General features: G+C 69.2%; 16 protein-coding genes. 11 read left to right on the top strand and 5 right to left on the bottom strand.

The annotated features are described in order from the left end of the window. Positions 1-85: 85 nt before the first annotated feature. From ACPXB3_RS08355 to ACPXB3_RS08345, 3 genes are read right to left on the bottom strand one after another with little or no spacing between them, the layout of a single operon-like run. Complete coding sequence (locus ACPXB3_RS08355; protein WP_425727338.1) at positions 86-1,357, bottom strand: glycosyltransferase family 4 protein; 1,272 nt, start codon at positions 1,355-1,357, stop codon at positions 86-88. Further along, entirely contained in the window at positions 1,357-2,910 is a 1,554-nt protein-coding gene (locus ACPXB3_RS08350) for a 1,4-alpha-glucan branching protein domain-containing protein (RefSeq protein WP_425727337.1), read from the bottom strand. The genes ACPXB3_RS08355 and ACPXB3_RS08350 overlap by 1 nt, the downstream gene beginning before the upstream one ends. 2 nt (positions 2,911-2,912) lie before the next feature. Beyond that, positions 2,913-3,716, bottom strand: a complete 804-nt coding sequence (locus tag ACPXB3_RS08345; protein WP_425727336.1) for a class I SAM-dependent methyltransferase — start codon at positions 3,714-3,716, stop codon at positions 2,913-2,915. A 140-nt stretch (positions 3,717-3,856) separates the two neighbouring features. Here ACPXB3_RS08345 and ACPXB3_RS08340 point away from each other — a divergent pair, with 140 nt between their 5' ends. The 11 genes from ACPXB3_RS08340 to ACPXB3_RS08290 all read left to right on the top strand — a co-directional run bounded on the left by ACPXB3_RS08340 (position 3,857) and on the right by ACPXB3_RS08290 (position 18,336). Beyond that, positions 3,857-4,642: an electron transfer flavoprotein subunit beta/FixA family protein gene (locus ACPXB3_RS08340; protein WP_425703827.1), complete on the top strand. Its 786-nt coding sequence runs from the start codon at positions 3,857-3,859 to the stop codon at positions 4,640-4,642. A gap of 104 nt (positions 4,643-4,746) precedes the next feature. Beyond that, positions 4,747-5,703, top strand: coding sequence for an electron transfer flavoprotein subunit alpha/FixB family protein (locus ACPXB3_RS08335; RefSeq protein WP_425703825.1), 957 nt, complete (start codon positions 4,747-4,749; stop codon positions 5,701-5,703). Between the two features lie 87 nt (positions 5,704-5,790). Next, positions 5,791-6,708: a GNAT family N-acetyltransferase gene (locus ACPXB3_RS08330; RefSeq protein WP_425727335.1), complete on the top strand. Its 918-nt coding sequence runs from the start codon at positions 5,791-5,793 to the stop codon at positions 6,706-6,708. Next, positions 6,705-7,586 (top strand): lysophospholipid acyltransferase family protein, encoded by an 882-nt coding sequence (locus ACPXB3_RS08325; protein WP_425703821.1) that lies wholly within the window; start codon positions 6,705-6,707, stop codon positions 7,584-7,586. Before ACPXB3_RS08330 ends, ACPXB3_RS08325 begins: the two co-directional genes overlap by 4 nt. Before the next feature lie 93 nt (positions 7,587-7,679). Then, entirely contained in the window at positions 7,680-8,177 is a 498-nt protein-coding gene (locus ACPXB3_RS08320; protein ID WP_425727334.1) for a DUF4334 domain-containing protein, read from the top strand. Positions 8,178-8,346: 169 nt separating this feature from the next. Next, entirely contained in the window at positions 8,347-9,813 is a 1,467-nt protein-coding gene (locus tag ACPXB3_RS08315; RefSeq protein ID WP_425727333.1) for an MFS transporter, read from the top strand. A 65-nt stretch (positions 9,814-9,878) separates the two neighbouring features. Beyond that, positions 9,879-13,349, top strand: a complete 3,471-nt coding sequence (locus ACPXB3_RS08310; RefSeq protein ID WP_425727332.1) for a BTAD domain-containing putative transcriptional regulator — start codon at positions 9,879-9,881, stop codon at positions 13,347-13,349. Positions 13,350-13,480: 131 nt separating this feature from the next. After that, positions 13,481-14,854, top strand: coding sequence for an FAD-binding oxidoreductase (locus ACPXB3_RS08305; RefSeq protein WP_425727331.1), 1,374 nt, complete (start codon positions 13,481-13,483; stop codon positions 14,852-14,854). An 87-nt stretch (positions 14,855-14,941) separates the two neighbouring features. Then, the gene (locus ACPXB3_RS08300; RefSeq protein WP_425703811.1) at positions 14,942-16,147 is read left to right on the top strand and encodes a cysteine desulfurase family protein; all 1,206 of its coding nucleotides are present in this window, start codon (positions 14,942-14,944) and stop codon (positions 16,145-16,147) included. After that, the gene (gene mnmA, locus ACPXB3_RS08295) at positions 16,147-17,301 is read left to right on the top strand and encodes a tRNA 2-thiouridine(34) synthase MnmA (RefSeq protein ID WP_425727330.1); all 1,155 of its coding nucleotides are present in this window, start codon (positions 16,147-16,149) and stop codon (positions 17,299-17,301) included. The genes ACPXB3_RS08300 and mnmA overlap by 1 nt, the downstream gene beginning before the upstream one ends. Before the next feature lie 3 nt (positions 17,302-17,304). Beyond that, entirely contained in the window at positions 17,305-18,336 is a 1,032-nt protein-coding gene (locus ACPXB3_RS08290; protein ID WP_425727329.1) for a vitamin-B12 independent methionine synthase, read from the top strand. A gap of 15 nt (positions 18,337-18,351) precedes the next feature. Here ACPXB3_RS08290 and ACPXB3_RS08285 read toward each other — a convergent pair whose 3' ends face one another. Both ACPXB3_RS08285 and ACPXB3_RS08280 read right to left on the bottom strand, forming a co-directional pair. Continuing rightward, positions 18,352-19,623, bottom strand: a complete 1,272-nt coding sequence (locus tag ACPXB3_RS08285) for an MFS transporter (protein WP_425727328.1) — start codon at positions 19,621-19,623, stop codon at positions 18,352-18,354. A 131-nt stretch (positions 19,624-19,754) separates the two neighbouring features. Continuing rightward, a complete protein-coding gene (locus ACPXB3_RS08280) occupies positions 19,755-20,138 on the bottom strand; it encodes an MmcQ/YjbR family DNA-binding protein (protein WP_425703803.1) in 384 nt (127 codons plus the stop codon). Positions 20,139-20,163: the final 25 nt, after the last annotated feature.

Below are 20,163 nucleotides of genomic sequence, written 5' to 3'. Positions count from 1 at the left end.
CCCCCACTTTTCGATTCGTCCTCCGGAAGCTTCTGGGGAGCGAAACGATAAGTGGGGGAAGAACGTAGGAGTCTCGAGTGGTCTGCTAGTCGGCCGTACCCGGATCGCGCTCGGGCAGTGGGCGTTCGGCGATGACCGGTCGGGCCAGTGGCGGGCGGACGCGGCGTTTGGCGGCGGCATAGACGGCCGCGGTCCGGTCGGCCACCTCTGACCACGCGAAGTCCTCCGACAGCCGATCCCGGGCGTGCCGCGCGCGGTCGGCGGCGGCGGTGGGGTCGGACAAGGTGGTGCGTACCGCAGCGGCCAGCCCGGCCACGTCCGCCGGTGCGAAACTCAGTCCGGTCGCCTGGTCCCGTACCGCCTCGCCGAGACCGCCGGCCGTCGAGGTGATCAGCGGGATGCCGGTGGCCGCGGCCTCCAGGGCGACGATGCCGAAGGGCTCGTAGCGGCTCGGCAGTACGATCGCCGCGCAGCGGTGCATCAGGTCGACGAGCCCGTGATGATCCACGGTGCCGAGAAAGGTGACCGCCCCGCTCACCCGGTGCCGGCGCGCCTGCTCGGTCAGCCAGGCGAGCTGTGTGCCTGCGCCGGCGACGATCAGTGTCGTGCCGGGATGCGTGCGCCGAATCCGGGGCAGCGCGGCGAGGAGATCCTGTAGGCCCTTCTCGTATTCGAGGCGGCCGGCGAACAAGAGTTTCGGCGGGCCCGTGGGCTCGGGGCGCGGCGCGAACGGCCATGCCCGGATATCGATGCCGTTGTGGATGACCGAGATGTCGGCGGGCCGGGGGCCGAAGAGCCTGCTCACCTCGTCGCGCATGGATTCCGAGCATGTGATCAGTGCATCGGAGTCCGCGGCCAGCCACCATTCGACCGAATGGACCTCCCGGTTGATGCGCCCGCTCACCCAGCCGCTGTGTCGGCCGGCCTCGGTGGCGTGGATGGTCGATACCAATGGGACGTCGAAGATCTCGGCGAGGGCGATCGCCGGGTGGGCCACGATCCAGTCATGTGCGTGCACCACCTCCGGTGCCCAGCTGGTGGCGCGCGAACCGCGTTCGCCGGCAAGGATGGTCAACCCGGCGCGGATGAATCCGTGCCCCATCGCCAGCGTCCACGCCATCATGTCGGTACCGAAGGCGAATTCCGGAGGATCCTCGGCGACGGCGATCACCCGAACTCCCTCGGCGACGCGGTCGGTGGTCGGATGCGACACCGCATCGGTGCCCGGCGGCCGCCGGGTGAGCACCACGACATCATGACCCGCCGCCGCGAGCGCGGTGGACAGGTGATGGACGTGTCGGCCCAGTCCGCCGACCACCACCGGCGGATACTCCCAGGACACCATCAGCACCCGCATCAGTGGCTCCGTCGTCGGGTCGAGAGGGCTTCGGTGGTGTGCAGCCGGCGTGCGTCCAGGTCGGCGAAGAGGTTGTCGGCGCGAGACCAGTTGCGGCGCAACTGTTCTGCCTGCCCGACGTGACTGCGCAAGGCGGCGTCGACGAGTTCGCGGGTGGCGTGGGCGTGCGTGTGTGCGCGCCGCACCGCGTAGTCGGCGGCGGTGTCCTTGGACACCATGAACGGCCAGTCCGACGAGACCGTCAACAGGGTCTCGCGGACGATCTGGTCGGCCACCCGACTACGACCGCCGCGCGGGTCGACGAGCTTGTCGACGGCGTCGAGCGCAGTCGCCGACACCTCGGCATTGAGTTGCACCAGATGCGACACCTGCGGCCCTTCCCACACCCGCCAGTCCTTGCCTGATCCCCACGACGACGGCGGAAGGCCCACGGCCGCACCGGTATGGCCGTTCGCGGCGGCCGAGGCGAGGGTGCCCACCCGCACACCGGCCTCGGGGAGCCTGCGCAACAGCCGCTCCAACCAGATCGGGCCCTCGTGCCACCAGTGACCGAACAATTCGGTATCGAAGGCCGCGACGACCAGCGCGGGCCGGCCGATGCGTGCGGACTCCTCGACGAGCCGGTGGCGGACGTGGCCGATGAAGTCGTCGACATGACGGTCGATCACCGGATCGGCGCGCTGCGGGTCGTAGGGCTTCTTATCCTTCGCTGCAACGGTTTTCCCGGTCACGCGGGCGGGTTTGAGGCCGGTGGCGTGATCGTAGGTATGAAAGTCGCGGTATGCCGGGTGACCCGGATACCCCGACTTCGGTGACCACACCCGATAGCTGACCGACAGATCCCGGCCGAAGGCGAGCACATCGGTATCGCCGACCGGCCGTGCCAATGCGGTGTCGCCGTGCAGCGTCGGCCCGTCGACCATGAAGTGTCCGACGCCGGCGGCGGCGTATTCGGCTTCCATACCGGGCGCGAAAGCGCACTCCGGCGCCCAGATACCGCGCGGCCGGGTACCGCAGCGCAGCGCGGCATCGGCCAGGCCCTCGGCGAGGGAGAACCGGCGCAGCCGCGGATCGAGCAGCGGGGCGAACGGGTGGGCCAGCGGCCCACCGAGGATCTCGGCCACCCCGCTGGCGGCCACTCGACGCAGCATGGGGGCGGCGCCGTGGCGCCAGTGACTTTCGAAATCGGCGAGTGCCGCACTCGCACTGCGATATTCGCGGGCACCCAGCTCGCGGCGTTGCGTATCGGTCGCGACCGCCGCCTCGGTGGCGCGCAATTGCCAGTCGGCGAGCCACTCGTACATCGACGCTGCGCAATGCGGGTCGTCGAGTTGTGCCGCCAGGACCGGGGTGATGCCCAGGCTCAGCATGTCGGAGTAGCCGTCGTCGGCGAGGCGGCGCAGCATCGCGAACACGGGCAGATACGAGGCCGCCCACGACTGATAGAGCCATTCCTCGCCGACCGGCCAGCGCCCGTGGTTGGCCAGCCACGGCAGATGGGAATGCAGGACCAGGACGAACTGTCCGGGTACCGGGGAGTCGGGATGGCTCACGGTCAGGGCCGCACCGCGATCGCAAGCAGGTCCAGAGAGGAATCGATGTCGGTGGTACCGGCCCCGCGGACGTCGAAGTCGCCGACCTCGATCCCGGCGACATCGTCGACGAGGTCCTCGGGCCAGGGCCGGCCCGCCAGCGCGCGCTGGATCTGTGCGTCGATGAGCGACCCACCCCACTTGCGATCGAGTCGCGCCAGCCCTGCGCCGTGGTACACCCCGAGCATCGCGGAGACGGCGAAGCCGCCGTCGGTGAGCAACTCGGCGAGTTCGCGTGCGTCGAGTTCACGGGTATGGAAGGGATTGAGCGGGGTGTCGCGGCCGGGGGAGAAGGTGATCCGGTTGGGTGTCGAGATCAGCAGCTCGCCGCCGGGCCGCAGTACGCGCGCGCATTCGGCGATGAAGGAAGGCTGATCCCACAGATGCTCGATCACCTGGAAGTTGACGACCACATCGACCGACGCGTCGGGGACCGGGAGTGCGATGAGGTTGCCCTGCACGATCTCGACCTGCGGGTAACGGCGGCGGGTGTGCACGACCGCCGATTCGTCGTAGTCGACGCAGAGCACCTCGGCGCCCGCATCGGTGAGCATCGCCGCGCCGTATCCCTCGCCGGACCCGGCCTCCAGGACGCGCCGGCCCGAGCATCGGCGGAGGATGTGTGCGTAGGCGATCTCGTGACGGCGAAACCAGTAGTTCTCTGCCGCGATCCCCGGGACCGTCCGCTCGCCGGTGAGTGCGAGTTGCTCATCGGGTGAAAGGGCCTGCGGCGCGCCGGGGGTGGCGCTCCGGGGTACGTCGGTCATCCGCACGACAATAGTCCACCGTCCATTTTGTGAGGTAGTCGATGTTCTGCCCGATAATAGGACGGGCTAAAGTGGGTGAGACCGATGGCCTTACCCGCCGGTAAGTTGCCGAACCCGACGCAGGAGGTCGACGAAGACCCATGACAAACATTGTCGTTCTCATCAAGCAGGTCCCGGACACCTGGTCCGAGCGCAAGCTCTCCGACGACGACTACACCCTTGATCGCGAGGCCGCCGACGCCGTCCTCGACGAGATCAACGAGCGTGCGGTCGAGGAAGCTCTGCAGATCAAGGAGGCCAACGGCGGCGAGGTGACCCTGCTGACCGCCGGTCCCGAGCGGGCCACCGAGGCGATCCGCAAGGCGCTGTCGATGGGTGCCGACAAGGCCATTCACGTCAAGGACGATGCGCTGCACGGCTCCGACGCGGTGCAGACCGCGTATGTGCTGGCCCGCGCGCTGGGCACCGTCGAGGGCGTGGAACTGGTCATCGCCGGTAACGAGGCCACCGACGGCCGGGTCGGCGCGATCCCGGCGATGATCGCCGAATACCTCGAGCTCCCGCACCTGACGCATCTGCGCAAGCTGACGCTGGAGGGCGAGACCCTCACCGGTGAGCGCGAGACCGATGACGGTATCTACCACATCACCGCGGAGCTGCCGGCGATCGTCAGCGTGAACGAGAAGATCAACGAGCCGCGCTTCCCGTCCTTCAAGGGCATCATGGCTGCGAAGAAGAAGGAAGTTCAGGTCGTCGGGCTGGCCGAGATCGACGTGGAGCCCGACGAGGTCGGGCTGGCCAACGCCGGCACGCAGGTCACCAGCTCCACCCCGAAGCCGCCGAAGTCGGCGGGCGAGCGGGTCACCGACGAGGGCGATGGCGGCGTGAAGGTTGCCGAGTACCTGGTCGCGCAGAAGATCATCTAGGTAACCCAGGCCGACATGACCCTGCCCGCGGGACCACGCGCCGGTGCATCAGTGCACCAAGTGCGAATTCCGCAGGGCCCCAAGAACATCCAGGAGTAATCGAAATGGCAGAAGTACTCGTTCTGGTCGAGCAGGACGCCGAGGGCGCCCTGAAGAAGGTGACCGGCGAACTCATCACCGCCGCCCGCGTGCTGGGCGCCCCGTCGGCTGTCGTGGTCGGCGCGCCCGGCAAGGCCGACGGCATCATCGACGGACTGACGCAGGCCGGCGCCGAGAAGATCTACGTCGCCGAGTCCGAGGCTGCGGCAAGCTATCTGATCAGCCCGAAGGTCGACGTGCTCGCGTCGATCGCCGAATCGGCATCGCCGGCCGGCATCCTGGTCGCCGCCTCCGCCGACGGCAAGGAGATCGCCGGACGCCTTGCGGTGCGTCTGGGCTCGGGCGTCCTCGCCGACGTCATCGAGGTCAAGGAGGGCGGCGTCGGGGTGCACTCGATCTTCGGTGGCGCCTTCACCGTCGAAGCCCAGGCCAAGGGTGACGTACCGGTGTTCTCGGTGCGCCCGGGCGGCGTCGAGGCGGCTCCGCAGGCCGGTGCCGGTGAGCGCGTCGACGTCGAGGTTCCCGAGCAGGCGGAGAACGCGGTGAAGATCACCAAGGTCGAGCCGAACGTCGGCGGCGACCGCCCCGAGCTCACCGAGGCCTCGATCGTGGTCTCCGGTGGCCGCGGTGTGGGCAGCGCCGACAAGTTCTCGGTCGTCGAAGACCTCGCCGACTCGCTCGGTGCCGCGGTCGGTGCCTCGCGCGCCGCCGTCGACTCCGGGTACTACCCCGGCCAGTTCCAGGTCGGCCAGACCGGTAAGACGGTGTCGCCGCAGCTGTACGTGGCGCTCGGCATCTCCGGTGCCATCCAGCACCGCGCCGGCATGCAGACCTCGAAGACCATCGTCGCCGTCAACAAGGACGAAGAGGCGCCGATCTTCGAGATCTCCGACTTCGGTGTGGTCGGCGACCTGTTCAACGTCGCCCCACAGCTGACCGAAGAGGTCAACAAGCGCAAGTAGTCACCCGCTTCCCAGACGCCCCCGGCCCTCATGGCCGGGGGCGTCTGCGTTTCTCCGGCGATCGGTCGTCGGTGGGTCGTGCGGCACGTGTTCACCGACCCAGCACCGACACGACGGCCCACCGTCGCCTTCGCGATGCCGGGTCTGGCTTTCATTCGGGGCATGACAACTCCGATCCCGTACCGCCCCGATCGGTCGCGGCCCCGGTTGTCGGGTCGCACGCTGATCCATGCCGGGCCGCTGACGATCGTGCTGACCGACGACCCAGCCGACGCGGTGGCCGTCCAGGAGTTCCGATTCGACCTCTTCGCGGCCGAGCCCGGGTTCTCCGACACGATCGGTGACCCGCGGTCACAGCGAGACGCAGACCATTTCGACGACCATTGCGAACACCTCGTCGCCCACCATGACGAACACGGCATCGTCGGTTGTGCCCGCCTGCTGCCGCCACCGCGGGCCATCGCCGCCGGCGGCTGGTACAGCGCCACCGAATTCGACCTGACCGAACTCGACGGCATCGCCGCGGCGACCGTCGAGATGGGACGGGCCTGCGTGGCCGCCGGGCATCGCGACGGATCGATCACCGCGCTGCTGTGGGCGGCGGTGTTCGGGTACCTCGAGGAGTCGGGATACCGCTACCTCATCGGCTCGGTGTCGATGCCGTTGGGCGGGCCCGGAATCGACGGTCTGACCCGGGGGAGTGCACTACGTGGCGCCTGGGCTGTGTTGCAGGAACGTCACCGCGCACCGTGGCGGGCATACCCGCACGTTGCGCCGCGCATCGGCGGCCTGCTGCTCGAGAACATCGAGCCACCCGAGCGGCTGCGGTTGCCGCCGCTGATGCGGGCCTATCTGAGACTGGGTGCGCAGGTGTGCGGCGCCCCGGCCATCGATCCGGCGTTCGACGTCGGAGACTTCCTCACCGTTCTCGACCGGCACGGCGCCAACACCCGCTATCTCGATCGTTTCCGGGACACGATCGGGCGTCTGGGTGGTACGTCGTGAGCGCCGCGGTCGGCGTCGCCGAACCGCAGGCCGAACCGCTTGTCGTACCCGCAACCGCACCACCGCGGCCCGCAGTTGCCCGGCCGCACGCCTGGTATCCGACGAGTCCGTGCGCGGCACACTGTCTGGAGCACTCCGGCCCGCAGGTGGGGCGGGTAGTGCTGGGTCTGCGGATCGCCCATCTGCTCGCGGTGGTGGCGATGGCCGGGATCGCCGGCCTGTTCATCATCTGCTCGCCGCGCTCGATGCGTCGGGTTTATCTGCGTCGCGTAGCGCGAGAGCTTCTGCGGGCGTTGGGAATCCGGGTCGACATCGACGACCGGCGCCCCAGTGGATCGCCGGCAGGCGGACTCATCGTGGCCAACCACATCTCATATTTGGACATCCTGGCGATCGCGGTGGTGCAACCGGCCCACTTCGTCGCCAAATCCGACGTCACGACGATGCCCGGGATCTCGCTGCTGGCACGGAGATTGGGGGTGATCGGCATCGACCGCGCGTCGTTGCGCACCCTGCCATCGGTGATCGAGCAGACCGTCGCCGGGCTCGATCGAGGCGCATCGGTCGCGGTCTTCCCGGAGGGCACCACCTGGTGCGGGCGTGCCCAAGGCGGCTTCCGGCCGGCGTTCTTCCAGTCCGCACTCGACGCGGGGGTGCCGATCCTGCCGATCTCGATCGGGTTCACTGCGCGTGGAATCCGCACTGCCCAACCGGGTTTCATCGGCGACGACGGCCCCGGTGACACCCTCCGGCGGGTGCTGCGCAGCCGGCACGTGGCCGTCCACGTCGGCCTGCACCGACCCCAGTTGCCCACGGGCGACCGGCGCTCGCTCGCGGCCGCGTGCGAGGGGCTGATCCGATCGGGCGGGCCGTGGTGACCGCCGCGCCCACCGCATCGGCCAACATATACGATGGCTGGACGGGGGTGACGAGTGTTACACCCTCGTTCCCGAGGCCGGAAGGGGCCCTGCATGTCCGACACACTGTCCTCACCGGCGCAGTCGAGGTTCGACGAGGCGCGCGCCCGCTTCGCCGAACTGCGCGCTTGCGACGCAACCGTCGATGACGCCGAACTCGACGTCATCTGGGCGGCACTGCCGACCCTGCGGCCAGAGGAGATGCTGGGGCGCTGGCGCGGGGGTGAGTTCACCACCGGCCATCGGATCAACGGGATGCTGCCCAAGGTGGGCTGGTACGGCAAGACCTTCGTCTCGGACTCCGACGTACAGCCACTGGTCTGCCGCAACGCCGACGGCGAGCTGTACTCCAACACCGAACTCGGCAAGGGCGAGGCCAGTCTCTGGATGATCGAGTTCCGCGGCGAGGTGACCGCGTCGATGGTTTATGACGGTCAGCCCGTCATCGACCACTTCAAGAAGGTCGACGCGAACACCGTGATGGGCATCATGAACGGCAAGGGTGGCGTCGTGGACGGCCGGCACCTGTACTTCTATCTCGACCGGGACTGAACATCTCCGCCGGGACCGGCTCTGCCCTGGCGGCGGGACAGGTTGCCGGATGAGTCGCCGACCGGACCATCGGGCAACCTCTCCGCCGGGCCAAGCGGCAGGCAAGGGGCTTCCAAGCGCATGAGGTGAGGGTGGGCCGACCGACCGGCCCCGACGAAAGACCTCACCCATGCCTGCCGAGAGCACTCGACGATTCACCCGTACCCAATGGGTCACCCTCGCGGTGGCGTGTGCCGCCACCGCGATGCTCATGCTCGACATCGCCGTGGTGAACACGGCGCTACCATCGATCGCCCGCGATCTCGGCGCCGACTTCACCGCGCTCAAGTGGATCATCGACGGCTACACCCTGGCGCTGGCCGCCGCCGTGTTGTCGGCGGGCGCCTGGGCCGACCGGATCGGGCGTCGCCGGGTCTTTCTGATCGGGGCGGTCGTGTTCACCGCAGCCTCGGCTCTGTGCGCACTCGCTACTGACGCGGTGACCCTCAATCTCGCGCGCATCGTGCAGGGACTGGGCGCGGCGCTGCTGTTCGCCACCTCGCTGGCCCTGCTGGCGCACGCCTTTGTCGAAGCGGCGCAGCGCAGCCGATCGCTGGCCGCGTACGGCGCGACAATCGGCGCGTCGTTTGCGATCGGTCCGCTGCTCGGTGGTCTGCTCACCGAACTGCTCGACTGGCGTGCCATCTTCCTGTTGAACGTACCGGTCGGACTGGCGATGATCGTCGGCGCCCGGTGGGTCGACGAGTCGCGGAGTGCGACACCGCGACGCGGCGATCGGATGGGCGGGCTCGCCGTGATGGTGGGACTCGCGGCACTGACCTATGGGCTGATCGAGGCGAACACCCGCGGCTGGGGCGACCGGGTCACCATCGCGGCGCTGAGCGTCGCGGCGGTTGCGCTGGCCGTCTTTGTGGTCATCGAAAGTCTTGTGGCGCAGCCGATGTTGCCGCTGAAGATGTTCGCCAATGCCGCGTTCTCGGGTGCGCAGGTGGCCACGTTCGCCATCTCGGCGTCGATGTTCGCGGTATTCGTCTACGTCACCATCTACCTCCAGGGTGTCGTCGGGATGAGCGCCATCGAGGCGGGTCTGGTCTATCTGCCGGGCACCATGGCGATGTTCGTCGTCGCGGGGCTCACCGACCGTCTCGTCGGGCGGGTGGCGCCGTGGTCGCTGCTGGCAGGGGGGCTGGTGGCGGTGGCCGGCGGCCTCGCCTGGATGACCGTCGCAGGCCGGTCCGGTTCGGGATGGGACATGGTCGGCGGCTTCGTGCTCGCCTGTGTCGGTGCCGGCGTCTTCAACCCGGTGATGAGCGGTGTGGTGCTGGCCGAGAGCCGCCACGACGATGCGGGTCTCGCCACGGGCATCAACGATGTGTTCCGGCAATCGGGGATCGCGCTCGGCGTTGCCGCGCTCGGCGCGTTCTTCCCGGGTCGCTCTGTGCTGCAGGGGGGTTCGCCGGCCGAGTTCGTCGCCGGACTGCATGCCGCCTTGTGGACGGCGTGCGCCGTCGCGCTCATCGGTGCGCTGGCCGTCACGGCGACCATGCGGCATGCCCACGCGCGGGGCGGTTCGGATGTCGAAGACCCGGCCGGTACCCAATCGGGCAAAAGCGACGAGCCGATTGTGACGCGATGACCGCCCTCGCGCCCGTGCTGCGCATACACTCTGGCGAAGAAGACGGTGCGAGTGAGGAATCCGGCGTGCGTGAGTATCTGGTGCTCGGCCCCCTGCAGGTGCATCGTGACCCGGATTCGGTCGAGCTCGGTCCGCCCAAGCAACGTGCCGTGCTCGGCACCCTGCTGCTCGCGCGCGGCAAGGTGGTCTCGGTCGACCGGCTCGTCGACACGTTGTGGGGTGACGGGCCGCCGCCGGCGGCGACGACGAGCCTGCAGGCCTACATCTCCAACTTGCGGCGGGCGTTGCGCAGCCGTGGGGAGGCGTCACCGATCGAACGGATCGGCGGCGGCTACCGGATCGAGCTCGGCGAGGACCGGCTCGACGTCACCGACTTCGCCGACCTCGCCCGCAGCGCCCGCATCGCCCGTGACGAGGGCCGGTGGGCCGACTCACTCGCCGACTCGCGGGCGGCACTGGCCCGGTGGCGCGGCGAACTGCTCGGTGGCGAACTCGATGACGTGGACTGGGTGACTGCCGAGTCGGCGGCGCTGGCCGAAAGCCTCATGGCCACCCAAGAAATCCACATCACTGCACTCCTGGGTGAGGGTGACATCGGTGGGGCGTTGAGCGATATCGTCGCCCTTCGGTCGCGGGATCGACTGCGCGACAGAGGAGTCTGGCTGCACATGGCTGCGCTGTACCGCGCCGGCCGGGCCACCGAGGCGCTCGAGGTCTATGCCTATCACCAGCACGTCCTCGACGACGAACTGGGGTTGTCGCCCGGCGCCGAGCTCGTCGACCTGCACGGCGCGATCCTGCGTCACGACCCGGTGATCGCGGCGTGGCCGCGTCCACCAGGCTGGTCGGGCGCCACCGCGGTCGCCGTCCCGGCGCGTGGCGACGATCGCCCCGCCGACCCCGAGCCGACCCCCGGCGCACTCGTCGGTGAGATCCCGCTGGTGGGTCGTGTCGCCGAGATCGACCGCATCCGAGCGCTATTCGGCATGACCGGAACCCGCACCCGCTGGCTTCTCCTCAGCGGCCCGGCGGGGATCGGCAAGACCCGGGTCGCGCAGGAGGCCGCCCGGGCCGCCGTCGACCTGGGCTCGGAGGTGGTGTGGGTCCGCTGTCCCGACGCCGAGGGAGTGCCCGCGTGGTGGCCGCTGCGGCAACTGTGTCGCGCGGTCGGGGCCGACCCGGTCGAGGTGCTGTCGGTGCCGGACGGGGTCGACGCCGACACCGCGCGGTTCGCCGTCTACGAGCGCGTGCACACGATGCTCGACGAAGCGTCGGCACGGCACCCGCTGACCGTCGTCGTCGACGACGCACAGTGGGCCGACCCGATGACGCTGGGATCGCTCACCTACCTCACCACGGTGCTGCGCGACGCGCCGATCTGCATGATCGTGACCGTCCGCGACCCCGAGGGCGGCGCGGACCTGGAGCGCTACCGCACCGCGGTGGCGCGCGCGGGCGGGGTGGCGATCGAGATTCCGAACCTCGGCCGCAGCGAGGTGGCCCAGCTCGTGCGGGCGGTGACCGCCGAGGAACCGACTGTCGACGAACTCGACACGCTCGTCCGGCGCACCGGCGGCAATCCGCTGTTCGTCACCGAGTTCTCCCGCCTGCCCACCGAGGAACGCCGCACCGAAGAGGTGCCTGCCGCGATCCGGTCGGTCCTCGATCGACGCCTGGCCTCATTGGATCCGGCTGTGCTCGACGTCCTCGGCCACGCGGCAGTGCTCGGCGAGGAGATCGACGTCGCGCTACTGGCCACCGTGATGGATCGTGATGTCGGCGAGATCGCCGACCGCATCGACGAGGCGGCCGACGACCGGATCCTCGTGACCACCGGTGGCGGGTCGACCCGATTCGCGCACGCCCTGCTGCGTGATCAGGCGTTGGCCGGTATCCGGCCCCTGCGCCGGGCCAGGATCCACCTCGCGGTCGCCGACGTGGTGTCCCGCCACCGGACCGCCGGTTCGACGGCCCGCCGGGCCGCCCATCTGCTGGAGGCGTTGCCGGTCGCCGATGCCGCCGAGGTGGTCGCCGGATGCCGAGCGGCCGCCGAGGAGACGACCGCCCACTGGGATTCGGAGAGCGCCGCGCATTGGCTCGCCGTGGCACTGCGCACCCACGAGTCGGCCGGGCTGCCCGACGGTGCCGAGCGCGACGACCTGCTGATCGGGATGCTCGCGGCGCAGGCCCGCGCCGGGCACGTGGAGACGGTCCTGGCCACCGTCGGCGAGCGGATGCACCAGGCCGTCGTCGGCGGTGCCACCACGACCGTGGGCCGGCTGGCCAGCGCACTCATCCGCTCCGGCGGTTCGTGGCCGTGGGTGGGCCCGCACGTGGACAACGAGACCCTGCAGGCGGTCCTCGATCGGGCCGAGGTTGCCGTCGCCGACGACCCGGTCGCGCTGGCCCGCGTACTCGCGGCGTCGGCGATCGGCCAGTGCTATCACAAGGATGCGGCGATCCCGGCCGGGCTCCTCGCCCGTGCGGACATCGTGGCCGAAGCGCTCGACGACGACGACATCACCGCCGATGTGCTGATGGCGCGCTTGATCACCTATTCCGGTGTCGCGCAGTACGCCGAGTCCGCCATCGAGCTCGCCGCCCGACTGCGGGCGATACCCCATGCCGATCACGACATCGACGAGGTCATCATCGACACGGCACTGACAATGGCGACCATGACGCTCGGTGATGTCGCGGCGACCGAATCACTGGTGCGCGGCGCGATCGTCGGCAGCGAACGGCTCCGGCTGCCGATCCTGCGTGCCCAATTGCGGTGGATGGAGGCCTCGCTGGCGGTGTGGCACGGCGATTTCGCAACGGCCAAGGCGCACTTCAGGACTGCGGTCACCGTGCACCAGATGACCGAACTCTACGTGGCGGGGACGGGCACCATCGCGCTGCTCGCATTGGCGGCCGAACGCGGCATGCTCGACGAGATCGCCGACACCGGAGAACTTTCCCCGATGGAGTGGGCCCGCATGATGGCCGCCGACTTCACCGATGACCAGGTCACGATCCTGCTCGCCGCGGGGATCGCGATGATCGCCGGCGCCGAGGGCGACCGCGACCTGGCCGAGCAGATGATCGTCTCCTGGCTCGCCGACGACCGGCCGATGATCTGGACCTCGCTGTGTCAGGCGGTGCTGTTGGCGCATGTCGTGGCCGATCTCGAACTCGATTCGTACGCACCACGATTCGTGGAGTATCTGACCCCCTACCGCTCATATGTCGCAACGCTGGGACAGCTCGGCTGCATCGGCCCGGTCGGGTACGCGCTGGCACGTCTGTGTTTCCTGCTCGGCCGTGACGAGGACGGGCAGCGAGCCCTTGCCGAGGCGACGCGGGTATCCGCGGCAGGCGACGGGGTCCCGTCGATGCTGCGCTGCCGGTTGCTCGCGGCACGACGAGCCGCCTCGTCGGCGGCGCGCGACGCCGAACTCGCCGACATCGCCGCCCACGCGCACCGACTCGGCCTCACCGGGCCCGCCGAGGCGGCGGATGCGCTGATCGCCGAGTCGCGCCGGGTGCGCTGAGCGTCGAGCCAAGCCTGCTCCAAGAGGCGGCCAAGCGACCCGCGACAGCGTGATGGGGCGACCACGACCGGTCGCCCCGGGAGCGCGAACGCTTCTCGGGCAGAGATCACCGATCCCACGAGGAGCTTCCGATGACTTCGACCCGCAGTGTCGACCAAGCCGACATCGCCGCGCTGCGACGGGCCGTGCGCGGCGCCGTCCACCGCCGGACCGACCCCGGATACGCCACCGTCGGCTTCAACGTGGCCGTCACCGCGCACCCGTGGGCGGTGGTCGACGTCCTCGATGCCGCCGACGTCGGTGCGGTCATGGGATTCGCGTCCGCCAACGACATGACCGTGTCGGTGTGGGCCACCGGGCACGGCGCCACCGGCGTCGACGGCCGGTCGATTCTCGTGCGCACCACCGCTCTCGATGTCTGCGAGATCGATCCGGCTGCCCATACCGCCCGGATCGGGGCAGGAGTGCGCTGGCAACAGGTCCTCGACGCCGCCGCTCCGCTCGGTCTCGCACCGCTGTGCGGCTCCGCCCCGCACGTCGGGGTCGCCGGATTCCTCAGCGGCGGCGGTATCGGGCCACTCGTACGGACCGTGGGCGCGTCGTCGGATCACGTCCGGTCGATCACGGTGGTCACCGGTGGTGGCGTCCTCAAGCACACCACCCCCGAGTCGAACCCGGAACTGTTCTGGGGTCTGCGCGGGGGCAAGGCCACCCTGGGGATTATCGTCGAGGTGGTCGTGGATCTGCTGCCGATAGCTGAGATATACGGTGGCGCAATCTATTTCGATGGCGCCGATGCGGATGCGGTGGCGCACCGCTGGCGCGACTGGGCAGTGGGACTGCCGCGGGAGGTCAGTACCTCACTGGCTCTGCTGCGCCTGCCCGAGATGCCCGGAATCCCCGAGCCGCTGGCCGGGCGCCTCAGTGTGGCGGTCCGGGTGGCCGCCGCCGGTGATCTCGCGGCTGCCGCCGGCCTCGTTGCGCCGATCCGAGCGCTCGGGGAGCCGTTGCTCGACGGCCTCGGGCCGATGCCCTATGCCCAGATCGGACTCATCCATGCCGATCCCACCGCGCCGATGCCCGTCACCGAACGCGGCGCCCTGCTGCGGGAGTTGCCCGACGCGGCGATCAGTGCACTGCTCGCCGCCGCCGGTCCGGCGTCCTCGTCGCCGCTGACGGTCGTCGAACTACGCATGCTCGGCGGGGCGTTCGCCGACGAACCACGAGTGCGCAGCGCGCTGTGCCATCGTCGCGCCGCGGCGAACCTGCATACCGTCGGCGTGCTCGTCCCGCCGATCGCCGAGGCGGTGATCGCCGCCGCGGCCCACACCGTCGAGGCGATGACACCGTGGGCCACCGGCGGCGAGCTGCCCAACTTCGCCGCGACCGCCGACGCCGCGCGCATCCGGCGCTGCTACGACGAGGACACCTACGCGTGGCTCTCCGCGCTGGCCGCCCAACACGACCCGCACGGCGTGCTCGACGTAGGGCAGGTCGTGCGCTGACGGCAACGACCGTCCGGGGGAATCGGTCGGGGGAATCGGTTGGGGGAATTGGTTGGGGCCCCGCACGCGTTTATCCTTGGCATCGACATGTCCACTCTCCGCCGCGCCCCCGTCTACCTCGATCACGCAGCCTCGACCGCAGTGCTTCCCGAGGCGATCGAGGCGATGAATGCTGTCCACGCCCAACCGGGTAACGCCTCGTCATTGCACGGTGCCGGCCGCTGGTCGCGGCGCCGGCTCGAGGAGGCGCGAGAAACGGTGGCCGCCGCGGTCGGCGCGCGCCCGTCGGAGGTCATCTTCACCAGCGGCGGAACCGAGGCCGACAACCTCGCACTCAAGGGCATCTATTGGGCGCGCAGGCAGGCCGACGATCGGCGGCGGCGAGTGGTGATCTCGGCGATCGAGCATCACGCGATCATCGACTCGGCGCAATGGCTCGCCACGCAGGGCGCGCACCTGGTGATCCTGCCCGTCGACGAGTTCGGGTTCGTCGCGCCGGCCGCCCTGCGCGACGAGCTCGCCGCACACGCCGACGAGACCGCAGTGGTGTCGATCATGTGGGCCAACAACGAGGTCGGCACGATCGAACCGATCGCCGAACTGGCCGCGATCGCCACCGAGTACGGCGTACCGATGCACTCCGACGCGGTGCAGGCGGTCGGGCACGTCCCGGTGGACTTCGGTGGCAGTGGTCTTGCCGCGCTGAGCCTTGCTGCGCACAAGTTCGGTGGCCCGCAGGGTATCGGTGCCCTGTTGCTGGGCCGCGATGTGGCATGCGTGCCGCTTCTTCACGGTGGCGGTCATGAGCGCGACGTACGCTCGGGCACCCAACCGGTCGCGGCGATCGTCGGCATGGCCACCGCCTTGCGGATCGCGACACAGAAACTGGCCGAGTCGATGCCCGCGGTCGCTGCGTTGCGTGACGAACTGTTCGCCACCGTGCTCGACCTCCCGGGTACCAGCTCCAACGGGCCGCGCGATGAGCGCCGGCTCCCCGGCAACGTGCACGTCTCCTTCGACGGGTGTGAGGGCGATTCGCTGTTGATGCTGCTCGACGCCAAGGGAGTGGAGTGCTCCACCGGCTCGGCCTGCACCGCCGGGGTCGCGCAGGCCAGTCATGTGTTGCTGGCAATGGGGCTGGATATGGCCGGTGCCCGTGGGTCGCTGCGATTCTCCCTTGCCTCGTCGAGTACCCGATCCGACATCGAGACCGTCGGCAAGGTGATCGGTGAGGTCGTCGAGCGTGCTCGCGTCGCCGGACTGGTCGCCTCACCCGGCGGGAGGTCGGCCTGATGCGGGTGTTGGCGGCGATGAGCGGCGGAGTCGACTCGGCCGTCGCCGCGGCCCGCGCGGTCGAAGCAGGCCACGACGTGGTCGGAGTGCATCTGGCGTTGTCCACGGCGCCCGGCGCGTTGCGTACCGGCTCCCGCGGCTGCTGTTCGCGTGAGGACGCCGACGACGCGCGTCGCGCGGCCGACGTCCTCGGCATCCCGTTCTACGTCTGGGATTTCGCGGACCGCTTCAAAGACGATGTCATCGACGAATTCGTCGAGGCGTACGCCGCAGGTCAAACCCCGAACCCGTGTCTGACGTGCAACGAGAAGATCAAGTTCGCCGCACTCGCCGACAAGGCGATGGCACTGGGCTTCGACGCGCTGGCCACCGGCCACTACGCGCAGCTCGCCGGGGACGAACTGCGCCGCGCGGTCGATCCCGACAAGGACCAGTCCTACGTGCTGGCGGTACTGACGCGCGAGCAGCTGCGCCGCGCGATGTTCCCGATCGGCGACACGCCCAAGAGCGAGATCCGGGCCGAGGCCGCCCGACGCGGTCTGTCGGTGGCCACCAAACCCGACTCGCACGACATCTGTTTCATCCCGACCGGCGATACCCAGGCATTTCTCGGTGCACGCATCGGGATCCGCCCGGGTGCGGTCGTCGACGCCGAGTCCGGCGAGCAGCTCGCCGAGCACGAGGGTGTGCACGGCTTCACCATCGGGCAGCGCAAGGGGCTCGGGATCGAGGCTCCGGCCGGCGACGGCCGGCCCCGCTACGTCACCGACATCGATCCCGACAGCGGCACCGTCAGCGTCGGTTCCGCCGACCATCTCGATGTGTGGTCGATCCGCACCCGTAACGCGGTGTGGACGTCCGGGCAGGCTCCCGACGGCCCGGTCGAGGTCATGGTGCAGGTACGCGCCCATGGTGGTCTCGCGCCGGCGGTGGCCACCGCGGTCGACGGGCCGGACGGTCCGTACATCGAGATCGCGCTGACGCAGCCGCTGACCGGTGTGGCACGCGGCCAGGCCGCCGTGCTGTACCTGCCGGACGACGCGCGCGGTGACCTGGTACTCGGTTCCGGCCGGATCTCACACACCTCTTCGGCCCACACCTCTTCAGGGGTTTCGGCTCCGGCCGCTGCGCCGGGCACCCCGGTGTCCGAGTAACCGATGACGGCTCTGCCCACGGGCGTGGGAACGGGTATCGGCTCGATGCCGGGCGTCGACGCGCCCGAGACCGCCACGGTGATCAACGGCGAACTCGACCTCGCGTATCTGGGCGAACTACCCGGACGCGGGATCGGCGCCGACATGATCGGCCGGATGGCGGCGTTGCTCGTCGACATGCCGATCGACACGGCGACCTGGGGTTACCGGCTGGGTTCGCGCGGCTCGTCGGTCGCCCGGCGCGCCCGCGGATTCCTCGGCGCCGACCTCGACGCGATCGAGGAGGTCTGGGACAACGCCGGATTCATCGGTACCGGCCGGCCGGTCAAGGTGCAGGTCGCCGGTCCCTTCACGCTGGGCGCCTCCATCGAATTGGTCAACGGGCACAAGGCAATTCGCGATCGGGGCGCACTACGTGACCTCGTCGACTCGGGTACCGAGGGTCTCGTCGAGCACGTCGCCGAGGTCAATCGGCGCCTCGGTGCCACGGTGATCGTGCAACTCGACGAACCGATGGTGGGCGCGGTGATCGACGGCACGGTGCCGCCGTTGACCCGTTTTGATGTGATCCCGCCGATCGCGCTCACCGACGTCGCCGAGGCGCTGCGCTCGGTGGCCGAGCGGGTCGGTGTGCCGATGATCGTGCACAACTGCGGGCAACCGCGCTGGGATCTGATCGAGGCACTGCCCGGGATAGGCCACGGGGTCGACGTGACCCGTGTCCTCGGCGACCTCGAGAACCCCGATCGTGTGACCCTCGACGGGATCGGTGCGCTCATCGACCGTGGTGACGTGCTCGTCGCGGGGGTGCTGCCGGCCGATCGGGAGGACCGGCGGGCTCGCGCGGAAACCGTGGCCACCGGGCTCGCGGCACTGACCGATCGCATCGGGCTCCCACGAAAAGTGCTGGCGCAGAACATCGTCGTCACCCCGACGTGTGGTCTGGCCGGCGCGGCGCCGGACTGGGCGCGTACCGCGCTGGGTATCTGCGCACGTGCCGGGGAGTTGCTGGCCGCGGACCCACAGGCACTCTGACCGGGAACCGGCGCGTCAGGTGGTGCGTTCGACGCTGCTCTGGTCGCTGCCGAACCGAACGCCCTTGCGTTCGCGCCCGATCGCGGTCAACACGATGACTGCGATGAGGACCGGGACGATGGTCACTGTCAGCGCGAACGGGTATCCGTGCGATCCCGCAATCGCTTCCTGGATGGGCAGATTGAAGGCGGCCAGACAGTTCCCGAGTTGGTAGGTGACCCCCGGATAGAACCCGCGGATCTCATCGGGCGACAGTTCGGTCAGGTGCGCCGGGATCACCCCCCACGCGCCCTGGACCATCACCTGCATCAGGAAGGAACCGAGCGCGAGGGCGCCGGCGGTTGTGGAATAGGCGAACAGCGGGATGATCGGCAGCGCGAGGATCGCGCACGCGATGATCAGGATCTTGCGTCCGTACCGCTCCGAGAGGGCACCGGCGGTCAGCCCACCGATGATCGCGCCGATGTTGTAGAGCACCGCAATCCACGTGGCGGTGCTCGCGGCGAGGCCTGCACCCGAGTCGTGCGTCGATTTCAGGAACGTCGGGTAGACGTCCTGGGTGCCGTGGCTCATCCAGTTGAACGCCGTCATCAACAGCACCAAGAAGATGAAGCGGCGCCAGATCGTCGGACTGGACCAGATCTCGCGGGCTGTCGTCTTGGTCTGTCTCACCCGATCGCGGGTGGCTTTCCACGCCTGCGATTCCTCGACGCGGGCCCGGATGAGCAGGCTGATCAGCGCCGGGATGATCGACAGCGCGAACATCCAGCGCCAACTCAGCCCAAGCCAGGTGTTGAGAACCAGAAAAGCCAGTGCGGCAACGAGATAGCCCATCGAGTAGCCGCTCTGCAGGAACCCGGAGAAGAACCCGCGCCGGGACGTGGGGATCTTCTCCATCGCCAGCGCCGCCCCAAGGCCCCACTCGCCGCCCATCCCGATGCCGTAGAGCATCCGGAGCACCATCAGGACCCAGAAACCGGGCGCGAAGGCGCAGAGGAATCCGATCACGCTGTAGAACGCCACATTGGTCATCAGCGGGATACGCCGGCCCTTGCGGTCGGCCCACAGCCCGAAGATGAACGCGCCCACCGGACGCATGATCAGCGTCATCGTGGTGATGAGGGCCATCCGCTCGAGCGGCACGCCGAAGTCCTTGGCGATGTCGGCGTAGATGAGGACGACGAGGAAGTAATCGAAGGCGTCCATCGCCCAACCGAGGTATGCCGCCGCAAAGGAGTTGCGCTGATCGGCGGTGAGACGTTCTCGCGGGGCGGATGAGGTGGCCATGCCCGAATCTCCTGCTTACGTTGAGATCTCGCTTCTCGCCCGACTCACTGTAGTCGGTGATGCGGGGAGTTCAGGCGGGATTGACGAGCGTTCAGGCGTGATGGACAAGGCCGGCAGCGCGCAATTCTCGCTTATCGGACATCGAGTTTCGCGATCGACCGCTTCGGTGCGATCTGCCGGTAGCTCGCGTCGAGCAACTCCCACACCTCCGGCCAGTCGGTCGAGTCGTCGAGTAGGAGCCCGAGCCAGCCATACGCGCCGAGATAGGCGGGCACGAAGAACCGGGAGTCGCTCAACAGTGGCGTGCGTTCGGCGGGATCGGGGACGAACAGCAGCGACTGGTCGTGGCGCACCCCGCCCTTCTCCCCGCCGCCATAGTTGCCGAACATCTTGCGGCATCGGAAGGTGGGCCGCCCATGCGCGACGACCTCGGTGGCATCGGGAAAGGCCAAGGCGATCTCGCGGACCCGGATCAAGAAGGGGTCGGCGTCGTCGAACATGATGGGGTGCGGCACGGGGGCTCTCCTCGGTACGGCGCTT

It is taken from the genome of Gordonia sp. DT219, from assembly GCF_049847065.1.
In the GTDB taxonomy this organism is placed as follows: domain Bacteria; phylum Actinomycetota; class Actinomycetes; order Mycobacteriales; family Mycobacteriaceae; genus Gordonia.
Note: the sequence above shows the minus strand (reverse complement) of the source record. Positions and strands in the feature narration are given on the sequence as shown.